This is a genomic window from Aquabacter sp., from assembly GCF_965279295.1.
In the GTDB taxonomy this organism is placed as follows: Bacteria; Pseudomonadota; Alphaproteobacteria; order Rhizobiales; family Xanthobacteraceae; genus Aquabacter.
The window spans coordinates 70,854-84,077 of record NZ_CBDIHQ010000007.1 but is presented as its reverse complement, the minus strand read 5'-3'; the positions used below and the strand labels follow the sequence as shown (position 1 = coordinate 84,077).

The following is a 13,224-nucleotide window of genomic DNA, read 5'->3' as shown; positions in this document are numbered from 1 at the left end:
GCCTGCCTTCCCGGGTAATATTTCGAGAAGGCAGGCAGCGTAACTGCGCGTCAGATCTTTTGATTGTACTCGCCCACTTCCGGGTGGGTACGCAGAACATCGTCCATCGCCTTGAACATTTCGCGCATGCGCGCTTCCGAAACCGGGCTTTCCACCACGACGACAAGTTCGGGCTTGTTCGAGGAGGCTCGCACCAGACCCCAGGAGCCGTCTTCCGTGGTGACGCGCACGCCGTTCACCGTGACGAGGTCGCGGATGTTCTGGCCTGTGACCTTCTCGCCGTTCTTCTGCATCGCCTCGAAATGCTTCACCACATCAGCGACGATGCCATATTTTGCTTCGTCGGCGCAGTGGGGCGACATGGTGGGCGAGGACCAGGTCTTGGGCAATGCCAGCCGCAGCTCGGAGAGCTTCTTGCCGGGATTGCGGTCCAGCATGTCGAGCACGGCGATGGCCGAGACGAGGCCGTCGTCATAGCCGCGACCGATGGGCTTGTTGAAGAAGTAATGGCCGGATTTCTCGAAGCCCACCAGGGCGCCGGTCTCGTGGACCCGGCGCTTCATGTAGGAATGGCCGGTTTTCCAATAGTCCGCCTTCACGCCGAGCTTGATGAGTTCAGGGTCGGTTGCGAACAAGCCTGTGGACTTTACGTCCACGACGAATGTCGAGTTGGGATAAATCTGAGCGAGATCACGCGCCAACATCACGCCCATCTTGTCCGCGAAGATTTCTTCGCCCTCATTATCCACAACGCCGCAACGGTCGCCGTCGCCGTCGAAGCCCAAAGCGACGTCCGCCTTGCTCTCCAGCACCGCGTCCCGCATGGCATGGAGCATCTCCATGTCTTCCGGATTTGGGTTATATTTGGGGAAGGAATGGTCCAGCTCGACATCGAGCGGCACCACCTCGACGCCCAGCGCCTCCAGAATACGCGGTGCAAACGCGCCAGCCGTGCCGTTGCCGCAAGCAACCACGGCCTTGATCGGATGCTTCAGCTTGGCCCGGCTGGTGAGGTCTTTAATATAGACCTCCGGGAAATTCTCTTCAAATACATAAGCCCCGCCGCCCTTCAGATCGAACTTCGCACCAAGTACGATGTCTTTCAGCCGGGTCATCTCGTCAGGGCCAAAGGTGAGCGGACGATTTACGCCCATCTTCACACCGGTCCAGCCGTTGTCATTATGCGACGCCGTCACCATCGCCACCGCCGGCACATCCAGCGCGAACTGGGCGAAATAGGCCATCGGTGACATGGCAAGGCCGATGTCATGCACCTTCACCCCCGCCGCCATCAGGCCGGAGACGAGGGCATATTTGATTGAGGACGAGTAACCACGGAAGTCGTGGCCAGTAACGATTTCAGGCCGCACGCCCATCTCGTACATCAAGGTGCCGAGCCCCATGCCCAGCGCCTGGATGCCCATCAGGTTGATTTCCTTCTGGAACAGCCAGCGGGCATCATACTCCCGGAAGCCCGTCGGCTTCACCATGGGCTCGGATTCGTAGGCGTAAGTATTTGGCGTCAAAGATGGTTTCGGCGTCGGGAACATGAACGGCCTCTCCGCTGGGCGGGATGTCTGAACCTCTGCGTGAGCCCGATAGCATGGAATTGCGGCACGCAACACGCGGCAAAGACCAAGCTCTACGCCATTTTACCTGGGACTTTGCCACAATGCCGGCGCGCGGGGAAATGTTCCGCTCCAAACACTCGAAATCGGGTTGCGCTTTTTCGCTTTCGCGGTTGCGCTCTTTTGTTAAGGTTGGGCAACTGGAGCCTCGCTCATGTCAACCACCATCGGTATCAAGGTCGACGACGCACTTCGTGAACGGCTCCGGCTGGCGGCGGAACGGCATGGCCGCACGCCTCATTGGCTGGTGAAGCAGGCGATCGCAACCATGCTCGATGGCCTGGAATCGGGGACGGCCACTGATCTTTCGGCGCAAGATGCGAGCCTTTCCGATGCGCTCGCGGGTCTCGCCAGTCCCAGTCCGTTCCTGGATTTCGCGCGCGGCGTGACGCCGGAAACCGTTCTGCGCGCTCGCATCACCTCCGCCTACCGCACGCCCGAGGAAGAGTGTTTGCCCCGGCTGATCGCCGAAGCGGGGTTAGCGCCGCCACAGGCAACTGCGCGCGCGCGCGCCTTGGCTGCGGCGGTTAGGGAAAAATCCGGGCGCGGCGCGGTCGAGGCGTTGATCCATGAATACGATCTGTCCAGCCAGGAAGGCGTGGCGCTTATGTGCCTCGCCGAGGCGCTGCTGCGCATCCCCGACCGGGCGACCCGCGACGCGCTGATCCGCGACAAGATCGGCCGGGGCGATTGGCACGCCCACCTCGGCAATAGCCGCTCGCTGTTCGTCAACGCCGCCACCTGGGGGCTGGTGGTGACGGGGGCACTGACCACAACAGCCAGCGAAAGCGGCCTCACCACAGCACTGACCCGGCTGCTGGGGCGCGGCGGAGAGCCGGTGATCCGCGCCGGCGTCGATATCGCCATGCGTATGATGGGCGAGCAGTTCGTGACCGGCCAGACCATCACCGAGGCATTGGCTAATGCCCGCCGCACCGAGGCGAAGGGCTTCCGCTATTCATATGACATGCTGGGGGAGGCGGCCACCACCGCCGCCGACGCGGAGCGATATTTCGCCGCCTATGAGCAAGCCGCCCATGCCATCGGCAAGGCCTCAGGCAAGCGCGGCATCTACGAAGGGCCAGGCATCTCTATCAAGCTGTCCGCGCTCCACCCACGCTACCAGCGGGCGCAACGCGAACGGGTCATGGGCGAACTGTTGCCTCGGGCGGCCGCGCTCGCGCGCATCGCCAAGAGCTACGATATCGCCCTCAACATCGATGCCGAAGAGGCCGATCGCCTCGACATCTCGCTCGACGTACTGGAGGCATTGGCGCTCGACCCGGATCTTGGTGACTGGAACGGCCTCGGCTTCGTCATCCAGGGCTACCAGAAGCGGGCGCCTTTCGTGATCGACTTCGTGATCGACCTCGCCCGCCGCGCCCGCCGGCGTTTCATGGTGCGCCTCGTGAAGGGCGCCTATTGGGACGCGGAGATCAAGCGTGCGCAGGTCGATGGGCTGGAGGGTTTCCCGGTCTACACCCGCAAGATCCACACCGATGTGGCGTATCTTGCCTGTGCCCGGCGGCTGCTCGCGGCGCCGGACGCGGTGTTTCCGCAGTTCGCCACCCACAATGCGCAGACCCTCTCCGCCATCATGTCCATGGCGGGGCCGGACTATTATCCCGGCCAGTATGAATTCCAGTGCCTGCATGGCATGGGTGAGCCGCTCTACGAGGAGGTGGTGGGTCGCGAGAAACTGAACCGCCCGTGCCGCATCTATGCCCCGGTCGGCACTCACGAGACGCTGCTCGCCTATCTGGTGCGGCGCCTGCTGGAAAACGGCGCGAATGCCTCCTTCGTCCACCGCATCGCCGATGCCTCTTTCCCGCTCGACGAATTGGTTGCCGACCCGGTGGCACAGGCTGCGGCGATCCAGCCGGTCGGCGCGCCGCATTCGCGTATCGCCTTGCCGCGCAACCTTTTCCCCGATGGGCGGGCCAATTCCCAAGGCTTCGATTTTTCCAACGAACAGCGTCTCGCCTCGCTCGCGGTCTCTCTGCTTGCCGGGGCGCAAGCCCTGCCGCTGGCGGCCCCCGTCCTCGCCGAAGGGCGCCTGGATGGAGAGGCGCGGGCGGTGCGCAACCCCGCCGACCTGCGCGATGAGGTCGGCCGCGTTGTGGAAGCTGATCCGGTGCTTGCGGCCCGCGCGGTGAAGGAGGCCGAAACGCTGGGGACCGCATGGTCCGCCACGCCTCCATCTGAGCGCGCGGATTGCCTGCGCCGCGCCGCCGATATCATGGAAGGGCGCATGCCCGACCTGCTCGGCCTGATCGTGCGCGAAGCCGGAAAGTCGCTGCCCAACGCCGTGGGTGAAGTGCGAGAGGCGGTGGACTTCCTGCGCTTCTATGCCGGCATCGCGGAAGGCTTCGACAATGATACGCACCGACCACTCGGGCCGGTGGTTTGCATCAGCCCCTGGAATTTTCCGCTCTCCATCTTCATCGGGCAGGTCAGCGCAGCCCTGGCCGCCGGCAATCCGGTGATCGCCAAGCCGGCCGAGGAGACACCGCTGATCGCCGCCGCCGGTGTGTATATCCTGCTGGCCGCCGGCGTCCCGCCCGGTGCGCTCAGCCTGCTGCCCGGCGATGGTGTGGTCGGCGCCGCGCTGGTGGCTCAGGAAGGCGTGCGCGGGGTTGTGTTCACTGGCTCCACCGAAGTGGCGCGGTTGATCCGCCGGCAACTCGCCACCCGCCTCGGGCCGGACGGCCGGCCGATTCCGTTGATCGCCGAGACTGGCGGTCAGAATGCGCTGATCGTGGATTCCTCCGCATTGCCGGAGCAGGTGGTGGCGGACACTTTGTCCTCGGCCTTCGATTCCGCCGGCCAGCGGTGTTCGGCCTTGCGCGTCCTCTGCCTGCAAGAGGAGACTGCGGACCGCACCCTTGCGATGCTGCGGGGCGCTCTTGCGGAACTCACCGTGGGCAATCCCGCCCGGCTCTCCACCGATGTCGGCCCGCTGATCAGCACCGGCGCGCGGGACGGCATCCTCAGTCATATCGAGGCGATGCGCGCCAAGGGCCGCAAGGTGGAGCAGGCGCCGCTGCTGGAGGAATGCCGGCACGGCACCTTCGTGGCGCCGACCGTGATCGAAATATCCGATATTTCCGAACTGACCCGGGAGGTGTTCGGCCCGGTGCTCCATGTGGTGCGCTACCGCCGCGCGGACCGCGACGCTCTGCTGCGCGCCATCAATGCCACTGGTTACGGGCTGACCTTCGGCCTGCACACCCGCATCGACGAGACCATTGCCGAAGTCACGGAAGGGTTGGCGGCGGGTAATCTCTATATCAACCGCAACATCATTGGCGCGGTGGTCGGCGTGCAGCCGTTCGGCGGGCAGAACCTGTCCGGCACCGGCCCGAAGGCCGGCGGGCCGCTCTATCTGTCCCGTCTGCTCGCGGTGCGCCCGGCGTACGCGCCGGGCTCGGGTACGCCGGACGCGGGAGCGATGATCTGGAGCACTGCACTTGATGCGGTCGGCGAGATGTCCGCTTCAGCGCGGTGCGTTGCCCTGGCCGCGCGCGCGCTGGATGGGCAGGAGGTTTTCCTGCCGGGGCCGGTGGGCGAGGACAATGTCTATTCCCTCCACGCGCGCGGCACCGTGCTGTGCCTGGCCGCGACACGGCTCGGACTTGCGCTCCAGGTGGGCGCCGCGCTCTCCACCGGAAATCGCGCTTTGGTCCAGGCGCCGGCCGCGATTCTTGGCTTGCTCGACAAGCTGCCGGCCGCGCTAAGTGCGCGGATTTCGCGACTGCCACCGGGCGGGCTCGGGACGGCGGCGTTCGACGCTGTGCTGTTCGAAGGCGACAGCGACGCATTGCTCGCGCTGGACCAGGACATGGCAGAGCGGGAGGGTCCCATTATCGCGGTGCACGGGCTGTCCTCAAGCGAACTTGCAGCCGGTGTCGAGTATCCCCTGGAATGGCTGCTGCACGAACGCGTCGTCAGCACCAACACTGCCGCTGCGGGCGGAAATGCGAGCCTCATGGCCATCGGTTAAAGGTGCTGCGCGAGGCGCAGCCTCTGGTACTTCAGTGGGGGGAGTGCTACGAAAGGCGCAGATGCGGGCTGTGAGGCCGGGGGCGGGTCATGTGCAACGATCTTCAGTGCAGTCATATGTCGAGACGCGGGCTGCTGCGCGGCGGCGCGGCTCTCGGGGCAATGCTCACCTGCAGCATGGTGCCCGCCTTCGCGGAGGAGGCTCTCAAGGAGCCGCCACCGAACGCCATCAAGCCCGAGCAAGCGGTGAAGAAGCTGCTGGCCGGGAACGCGCGCTATGTCGGCGACCGGCCTTTGGAGCGGAATTTCTCCGTTGATCGCTACGCGCGGGCGAAAAATCAGTTCCCGTTCGCCTGCATTCTGAGCTGCGCCGATTCCCGCGTCGCGCCGGAACTGGTGTTCGATCAGCGTCCCGGTGAATTGTTCGTCGTCCGGGTCGCCGGGAACTTCATCGACGATTACGGCCTCGCCAGCCTGGAATACGGCATCAAAGTCCTCGGCGCCCCGCTTATCGTGGTGATGGGCCACACCGGATGCGGCGCGGTCGATGCCACGATCAAAGTGCTCCAGACCAATGTCGAACTGCCGGGCCATCTGCCCGGGCTCATCAACGCGATCAAGCCGGCGGTGGAGCGCGCCAAGGCCACCAATCCGCCCAACCTGCTGGAAGCGTCGATTGTCGAGAATGTCCGCTACAACGTCGAGAAGCTGAAGGCCGCCGCGCCCATCGTCTCCCGCTTCGTCGCGGACGGCAAAGTGCAGGTGGTCGGCGGCCTCTACACGCTGAAGACCGGCAAGGTCTCGCTGGTCTGAGGCATCTCAGCCACCGCTGATGGCGGTGAGGACGAAGACATCCGCGTTTGGGGCGAGCCTGGTCTTCAGGCTCGCCCTGCGGCCGTCCACAAACACGTTGATGTGGCGGCGAATGGCGGGCGACGTATCGCACAGGCGGTCGCGCATGCCCGGCCAGCGGGCATCGAGAGCCGCCATCATCCCCGCGACGTCCGGTGCCTCAACTTCCACCAGCCGCTCGGCACTAGGAAACAGGGCGATCAGGTGAGCTGGCAGCCGGACCAGGATCGGCACGTTCAGTCCTCCACCACCAGCGTTTCTACCGATGAGATGGAGGGCAGGTGGCGGCCGATTTCCCGCCAGGTGTCGCCCTCATCAAAGCTCGCATAGAGCGAGCCTGAGCCGGTGCCGAAATAGACCCCTGCGGGTTCCAGCGTGTCCGTGGCGAGACCCTGGCGCAGGACGTTCAGGAACGCGTTCTGCTGCGGCAAGCCCTCCCGCTTGTCCTCCCAGGTGGCGCCACCATCGCGGCTGGCCCACACCGCCGCCTTGGCGCCGGGCATGAAGCGTCCGGCGATGTCGCCGTTCAGCGGAATGAAATAGACCCTGTCGGGATCGCGCGGATGCACCGCGCAGGGAAAGCCGAAGGAGGAGGGCAAGCCCTTCTCGATGCTTTTCCAGCTCTTTCCGCCATCATCCGAACGATACATGCCGCAGTGGTTTTGCTGATAGAGGCGCTCGCTCTCTCCCGCTGCCAGGATGACGTTGTGAACGCACTGGCCGAATTCGGGGTAGTTTTGCCCTTCAGGCATGTAATCCGCGCGGGTTCCCTGGTTGCGCGGCTCCCAGGTTTTCCCACCGTCCGCCGTATAGAAGACACCGGCTGCCGAAATGCCGACCCATATCCGCTTCTCGTCCACCGGGGAGGTGACCAGCGAGTGCAGGATGAGGCCGGCACCGCCCGGAGACCAGTCCGGGCAGGTCGGGTGTTCGCGCAATGCTGCGACATGGGAAAAGCTGGCGCCGCCGTCCGCGCTGACGAACAGGCCGGCAGGCTCGACCCCGGCATAGAGCCGGCCGGGATCCGCCTTGAGGCTCCACACCGATTTGACCGGGGGTTCGCCCTCGGCATAGGCGATGCCCTGGCTTGAATGGGTCCAGGTGGCGCCGAAATCCTCCGACTTCCATACTGCCGGCCCGAACCATTCGTTGCCCCCGGCGGCGTAGATGATGCCGGTCTCGGGATCGCCGACCACATGGTTGATCGGCCATGTCTCGCAGAACGGACCGCGCAAGGTGAAGGCGCTGCGGTCGCCGCCGCTTTCCAGGATGAATGTGCCCTTCTTCGTGCCGACCAGCACCAGGATCTTGCGCGCCATTCTTATTTTCCTTTGTGAGACCTTCAGGCGGCCTGTTCTACGACCACCATCCAGGGAACACCGAACTTATCGGCAAGGATGCCGAAGCCCGGAGAGAAGAAGGTCTCGGTCAGCGGCATCTGCACCGTTCCACCGTCCCCGCTCAGCGCGGCGAAAGCGCGGTCTGCCTCGGCCTTGTCCTTGACGGTGAGCGAGAGTGCGAAGCCTTTGAATTCCGCCTTGGCGTCGCCGATGCACATGCCGTCCGACATCATCACCAGGGTCTGGCCGATGCGCAGGCTGGCGTGCATGACCTTGTCGCCGGGCGGGTTCGTCATGCCTTCGGGTGGCGGCGGGGCGTCCTTGAAGCGCATCAGCATCTCCACCTTTGCCCCGACGGCCTGAACGTAGAAATCGATCGCTTCCTCAGCGCGGCCCTCAAAGGTGAGATAGGGTTGGGCAAGCATGTTGATGTCTCCCGATAGGTAAGGATTGCCGGTCCTCTTCAAGGCGAAGCGCCGGATGGTTGCGGACGGCAGCATGGGCGCAGATCAGGCGGCGGGCATCGCCGCCACGTCCATGCAGAAGACTTCCCAGATGTGCCCGTCCGGGTCGTCGAAGCTGTGCTGGTACATGAAGCCGAAGTCCTTCACGGGGCGCGGAGCGGTGCCGCCCGCCGCAACGGCGGCTGCCACAAGTTCATCCACCTTCTCGCGGCTTTCCACCTGCAGCGCGGTCAGGGTTTCCGTATGTGTGTGCGCGTCCACGATCTCCTTGCTGGTGAATCCAGCAAAGAAGGGCTTCACCAGAAGCATGGCGTAGATGTTCGGCCCCAGCATCAGGCAGGCGCCGCTGTCGTTGGTGAATTTCGGATTGAACTCGAACCCCAGGCTGCGGAAGAAGGCCATGGAGACCTTGAGGTCGGCAACCGGGAGATTGACGAAAATCTGCTCAATCATGAAACATCCCTCTCCAATGCCTTGTTGTTCAGCGGCAATCGTCCTTGGGGCAGAGCCTTCGAGTGAGGGCTATGCCGCACCATGCCTTGAAGACGGTGTGAGATTGGGTCAGCCGACACGCCCGCCGAGATTTTTTTGAAATTTTTGAGACCCCATGGCCTCTATGGGCGCCACGTCTAGCGTCCCAGTCCCAGCGTCTTCATGCGCGAGGCGAGGGTGGTGGGTTTCAGCCCCAGCAACTCGGCAGCACCGCCGGGGCCCGACACCTTGCCGGCGGAGGCCTCAAGCGCGGCGAGAATGCTCGCCCGCATGCGCTCCCGCCGCTCTTCCTCGGTTTCGACGCCGCTGGCTGGTGCGGTGGTGACCGGTGGAGGCGCGCTGCGCTCGCTTCCCGGCAGGTCGATGGACAGCCTGCCGTTGCTCGCCAGGATTATGCCGCGCTCAATGACGTTCTGAAGTTCACGCACATTGCCCGGCCAGTCGTAGGCGGTCAGGCGACGCGCGTCCGCCTCGCTGAGTTGCAGGGCCTCGCGCGCCGGCTTGCGCATGGCGGCGAGGAAATGCATCGCCAAGAGCGGGATATCCTCGCGCCGCTCCCGCAGCGGCGCGGATTCAACCGGCATCACGTTGAGGCGGTAGAACAGATCTTCGCGGAACCGCCCGGCCCGCACCTCGGCCCGCAGATCCTTGTTGGTGGCGGCGATGATGCGCACATCGACGCTGCGGGTGCGCTCCTCGCCGACCCGCTCGAACTGGCCTTCCTGAAGCACCCGCAGCAGCTTGCTTTGAAGCTCGATGGGGATTTCGCCCACCTCGTCCAAGAACAACGTGCCACGGTCTGCCAGCTCGAACCGCCCGATGCGATCGCGAAGTGCGCCGGTGAATGCACCACGCACATGGCCGAAGAATTCGCTCTCGAACAGTTCGCGCGGGATGGCCGCGCAGTTCACGCGGATCAGGGGCCGCTCGCAACGCTCGCTGGCCTCATGGATGGCGCGGGCAATCAGTTCCTTTCCTGTGCCGCTCTCGCCGGTGATGAGCGCGGTCGCGTCGGTGGGAGCGACCAGTTCCACCTGCCGTAATACCTTCTGGATTGCCGCCGAGCGGCCGATGATGCCGCGATGGCTGCTCTCCGCGCGGATTTCCTCCTGGAGATAGGCGTTTTCCAGCTCCAGTCGCTTGCGCAGACTGTCCACTTCGTCGAGCGCTGCGCGCAATTGCTCGTGCGCCTCGCGCTTCGCCGTGACATCGCGAAACACCACCACGGCGCCGATCAGCACACCGCGATCGCGCAGCGGCGTGGAGGTGTATTCCACCCACACCGGCTTGCCGGAGCGATGCCAGAACACCTCGTTCTCCACATTATGCACCGCGCCATCGCGGAACGCGGCATAGATCGGGCATTGCTGGTGGGGGTAATGGCTGCCGTCATGGCGGTGGTGATGCACCATGGTGTGCATGTCGCGGCCGATCATCTCCTCCGCCGTCCAGCCCAGCATCTGCTCGGCCGCGGCGTTGACGAAGGTGGTCTTGCCCTCGGCATTCACGCCGTAGATGCCTTCGCCCACGGCGCCGAGCAGCAGGCGGTTTTCCCGCTCGATGTCACGGAACGCGCGCTCCACCCGCTGCCATTCGGCAATCCCCTCGCGCATAAAGCTGTCGGCGTCAGCATCAATATCCCGGCGGGATCGGGCGTCGAGATCACTCAAGGTGAGCAGCATGCGCCGGCCGCGCGGCGTGTTCACCAGCGTGCCGCCGCACTCCACGCGCAGCGCGCCACCCTCGGCATGGCGCGGGGCGAGGGAGCGTGTCCAATATGCGCCGCGATCCAACACCGCCTGCGTGAACACCACCAAAGCGGACGCCTGTCCGGGATGAAGGTCGAACACCTGCATGGCTTTCAGTCGCCCGCGGTCGAAGCCTAGCAGGCGCGCGGCTGCCGCGTTGGCATCGAGGATCGCCCCGGTTTCGATATCGATCGCCAATTGCGCCTCGATGCCGCCGTCGAAGGCCGGGCCGAAGGGGCCGGTGTGTTGGGGTAGGTCGGTCATGGAAAGCGCTGCGGGAGAGGGGGCTGCGCATATGTTGGTGGCCCCGGCGATCTCCGTCTACGATTTTTCGTAACTTAATTCCGAAAAATCGGAATTCACGAAATTCCGTAAATTAATCGCTGCCCGCCAAACCTTGATCCGCCTTGCAAAACGGTTCTGGCACACAGCTTGCCTAAAGGAAGCCGACCTTCCCGAGGCCCGCAGAGGCCTAAAGCAAAGCGAGGCGTTCAATGGCGAGCTTCGATTCCTTCCGGCCTTCCCGCTTCTTCTCCCGGTGCGCCTGCGGCCGGCATGCCTCGCAGGAGGCGCATGATCTCGCTGTCGGCGGCGACAGCGAGGACCGGCTCTATGCCTCTGCTGTCGAGGCCAGCGTGCTTCAGGCCGTCATTCCCGACCCGACGGCCCGCCGCGCCTTTCTTAAGAAGGTTGGCGCCTCCGCGGCGCTGGCTGCGATCTCCCAGTTCCTGCCACTCGGCAAGATGACGGAAGCCTTCGCGCAGGGCACCGGCGCGCTGGAGAAGAAGGATCTGAAGATCGGCTTCATCCCGATCACCTGCGCGACGCCCATCATCATGGCGCACCCGCTGGGCTTCTATTCCAAGTACGGGCTGAACGTCGAAGTCATTAAGACCGCCGGCTGGGCGGTGATCCGCGACAAGACGCTGAACAAGGAATACGACGCCGCGCACATGCTGGCGCCCATGCCGATCGCCATTTCCATGGGCGTGGGCTCGACCGCGGTGCCCTACACCATCCCGGCCATCGAGAATATCAACGGGCAGGCGATCACGCTCGCCATGAAGCACAAGGACAAGCGTGATCCGAAGGACTGGAAGGGCTTCAAGTTCGCCGTCCCCTTCGACTATTCCATGCACAATTACCTGCTGCGCTACTATCTGGCTGAAGCCGGTATCGACCCGGACACGGATGTCCAGATCCGCTCCGTGCCGCCGCCCGAGATGGTCGCCAACCTGCGCGCCGAGAATATCGATGGCTTCCTCGGGCCGGACCCGTTTAACCAGCGCGCTGTCTATGACGGCGTGGGCTTCATCCACATGCTGTCCAAGCAGATCTGGGACGGCCACCCCTGCTGCGCCTTCGCGGCGAGCCAGGAGTTCGTCACCACCATGCCGAACACCTTCCATGCCGTAACCAAGGCGATCATCGACGCCACCGGCTACGCCCAGAAGGCGGAAAACCGCAAGCAGATCGCCGAGGCCATCGCGCCCGCCAATTATCTCAATCAGCCGCAGATCGTGCTGGAGCAGATCCTCACCGGCACCTACGCGGACGGCCTCGGCGCCATCAAGACCGATCCCAACCGTATCGCATTCGATCCCTTCCCCTACAATTCCTTCGCCATCTGGATCCTGACCCAAATGAAGCGGTGGGGTCAGGTGAAGGGCGACGTCGACTATGCCGGCATCGCCAAGAAGGTGTTCCTGGAAACCCAGACCGCCGACCTCATGAAGGAGCTGGGCCAGACCCCGCCGAGCAGCTCCAAGACCATCGTGGTGATGGGCAAGCCGTTCGATCCCACAAAGCCGGACGCATACGTGGCGAGCTTCGCCATCAAGCGGAGCTGAGGCATGTCCGGGTCCTTGCGCCTGCGGGCTTTGATCGTCTCGGCGCTGCTGCTGGCCGCCTTCCTGCTCGCCTGGCATTTCGCCGTGCAGGGCGGCACCAAGGCGGTCATGATGGACCCGGAATATGCCAAGCTGATGGGCCTCACCGCGACCCAGGGCAGTTCGGCCATGCCGGGTCCGCTCGCGGTGGGCCAGACGCTGTGGAAGCATCTTTCCGACCCCTTCTATGACAAGGGGCCCAACGACAAGGGCCTCGGCATCCAGCTTGCCTATTCCATTGCCCGCGTGACGGTTGGTTATGGGCTTGCGGCTCTGGTGGCGATCCCGCTCGGCTTTCTGATCGGCATGTCGCCGCTGATGAACCGGGCGCTGGACCCGTTCATCCAGATCCTGAAGCCGATCTCACCGTTGGCCTGGATGCCGCTGGCGCTCTACACCATCAAGGATTCCCAGCTTTCCTCGATCTTCGTGATTTTCATCTGCTCGCTGTGGCCGATGCTGATCAACACCGCCTTCGGGGTGGCAGGGGTGCGCAAGGAATGGCTGAACGTCGCGCGCACACTGGAGGTCGGCACGCTCCGCCGGGTTTTCACGGTGATCCTGCCGGCGGCGGCACCCACCATTCTCACCGGCATGCGGATCTCCATCGGCATCGCATGGCTGGTGATCGTTGCGGCGGAGATGCTCGTGGGCGGCACGGGCATCGGCTACTTCGTGTGGAACGAGTGGAACAACCTCTCCATCACCAATGTGATTGTCTCGATCCTCGCCATCGGCGTGGTGGGCATGCTGCTTGACCAGATCCTCGCCGTCATCACCCGTCTTGTCACATGGCCGGAGTGAGGATC

The 13,224-nt window shown here is 64.3% G+C and carries 10 protein-coding genes; 4 read left to right on the top strand and 6 right to left on the bottom strand.

The annotated features are described in order from the left end of the window. Positions 1-50 precede the first annotated feature (50 nt). Positions 51-1,550 carry a phosphomannomutase/phosphoglucomutase gene (locus ADADO0_RS02395; protein WP_511303485.1) on the bottom strand — a complete coding sequence of 500 codons (1,500 nt, stop codon included), beginning with the start codon at positions 1,548-1,550 and terminating at the stop codon, positions 51-53. 232 nt (positions 1,551-1,782) lie between these two features. Between ADADO0_RS02395 and putA the strand changes: the two genes are divergently transcribed. Together putA and ADADO0_RS02385 are read left to right on the top strand one after the other, a co-directional pair. Then, complete coding sequence (gene putA, locus ADADO0_RS02390) at positions 1,783-5,631, top strand: trifunctional transcriptional regulator/proline dehydrogenase/L-glutamate gamma-semialdehyde dehydrogenase (protein ID WP_511303484.1); 3,849 nt, start codon at positions 1,783-1,785, stop codon at positions 5,629-5,631. An 89-nt stretch (positions 5,632-5,720) separates the two neighbouring features. Further along, entirely contained in the window at positions 5,721-6,443 is a 723-nt protein-coding gene (locus ADADO0_RS02385; protein ID WP_511303483.1) for a carbonic anhydrase, read from the top strand. Positions 6,444-6,449: 6 nt separating this feature from the next. Here ADADO0_RS02385 and ADADO0_RS02380 read toward each other — a convergent pair whose 3' ends face one another. The 5 genes from ADADO0_RS02380 to ADADO0_RS02360 form a co-directional block, all read right to left on the bottom strand. Further along, positions 6,450-6,716 carry a MoaD/ThiS family protein gene (locus ADADO0_RS02380; RefSeq protein ID WP_511303482.1) on the bottom strand — a complete coding sequence of 89 codons (267 nt, stop codon included), beginning with the start codon at positions 6,714-6,716 and terminating at the stop codon, positions 6,450-6,452. A 2-nt stretch (positions 6,717-6,718) separates the two neighbouring features. Continuing rightward, positions 6,719-7,801 carry a WD40/YVTN/BNR-like repeat-containing protein gene (locus ADADO0_RS02375; RefSeq protein ID WP_511303481.1) on the bottom strand — a complete coding sequence of 361 codons (1,083 nt, stop codon included), beginning with the start codon at positions 7,799-7,801 and terminating at the stop codon, positions 6,719-6,721. 23 nt (positions 7,802-7,824) lie between these two features. Beyond that, entirely contained in the window at positions 7,825-8,247 is a 423-nt protein-coding gene (locus tag ADADO0_RS02370; protein ID WP_511303480.1) for a VOC family protein, read from the bottom strand. Between the two features lie 84 nt (positions 8,248-8,331). Then, positions 8,332-8,739: a VOC family protein gene (locus ADADO0_RS02365; RefSeq protein WP_511303479.1), complete on the bottom strand. Its 408-nt coding sequence runs from the start codon at positions 8,737-8,739 to the stop codon at positions 8,332-8,334. A gap of 176 nt (positions 8,740-8,915) precedes the next feature. Next, positions 8,916-10,790 carry a sigma-54 interaction domain-containing protein gene (locus ADADO0_RS02360; protein WP_511303478.1) on the bottom strand — a complete coding sequence of 625 codons (1,875 nt, stop codon included), beginning with the start codon at positions 10,788-10,790 and terminating at the stop codon, positions 8,916-8,918. Positions 10,791-11,020: 230 nt separating this feature from the next. Here ADADO0_RS02360 and ADADO0_RS02355 point away from each other — a divergent pair, with 230 nt between their 5' ends. Both ADADO0_RS02355 and ntrB read left to right on the top strand, forming a co-directional pair. Then, on the top strand, positions 11,021-12,376 hold the full coding sequence (locus ADADO0_RS02355) for a CmpA/NrtA family ABC transporter substrate-binding protein (RefSeq protein WP_511303477.1): 1,356 nt from the start codon (positions 11,021-11,023) through the stop codon (positions 12,374-12,376). Between the two features lie 3 nt (positions 12,377-12,379). Further along, positions 12,380-13,219: a nitrate ABC transporter permease gene (gene ntrB / locus ADADO0_RS02350; protein WP_511303476.1), complete on the top strand. Its 840-nt coding sequence runs from the start codon at positions 12,380-12,382 to the stop codon at positions 13,217-13,219. Positions 13,220-13,224: the final 5 nt, after the last annotated feature.

What these genes read in the sequence shown, in the direction of transcription:
- ADADO0_RS02355 (WP_511303477.1), top strand. Translation starts at nt 11,021, where the DNA reads ATGGCGAGCTTCGATTCCTTCCGGCCTTCCCGCTTCTTCTCCCGGTGC.
- ADADO0_RS02360 (WP_511303478.1), bottom strand. Translation starts at nt 10,790, where the DNA reads ATGACCGACCTACCCCAACACACCGGCCCCTTCGGCCCGGCCTTCGAC.
- putA (WP_511303484.1), top strand. Translation starts at nt 1,783, where the DNA reads ATGTCAACCACCATCGGTATCAAGGTCGACGACGCACTTCGTGAACGG.
- ADADO0_RS02370 (WP_511303480.1), bottom strand. Translation starts at nt 8,247, where the DNA reads ATGCTTGCCCAACCCTATCTCACCTTTGAGGGCCGCGCTGAGGAAGCG.
- ntrB (WP_511303476.1), top strand. Translation starts at nt 12,380, where the DNA reads ATGTCCGGGTCCTTGCGCCTGCGGGCTTTGATCGTCTCGGCGCTGCTG.
- ADADO0_RS02395 (WP_511303485.1), bottom strand. Translation starts at nt 1,550, where the DNA reads ATGTTCCCGACGCCGAAACCATCTTTGACGCCAAATACTTACGCCTAC.
- ADADO0_RS02385 (WP_511303483.1), top strand. Translation starts at nt 5,721, where the DNA reads ATGTGCAACGATCTTCAGTGCAGTCATATGTCGAGACGCGGGCTGCTG.
- ADADO0_RS02365 (WP_511303479.1), bottom strand. Translation starts at nt 8,739, where the DNA reads ATGATTGAGCAGATTTTCGTCAATCTCCCGGTTGCCGACCTCAAGGTC.
- ADADO0_RS02375 (WP_511303481.1), bottom strand. Translation starts at nt 7,801, where the DNA reads ATGGCGCGCAAGATCCTGGTGCTGGTCGGCACGAAGAAGGGCACATTC.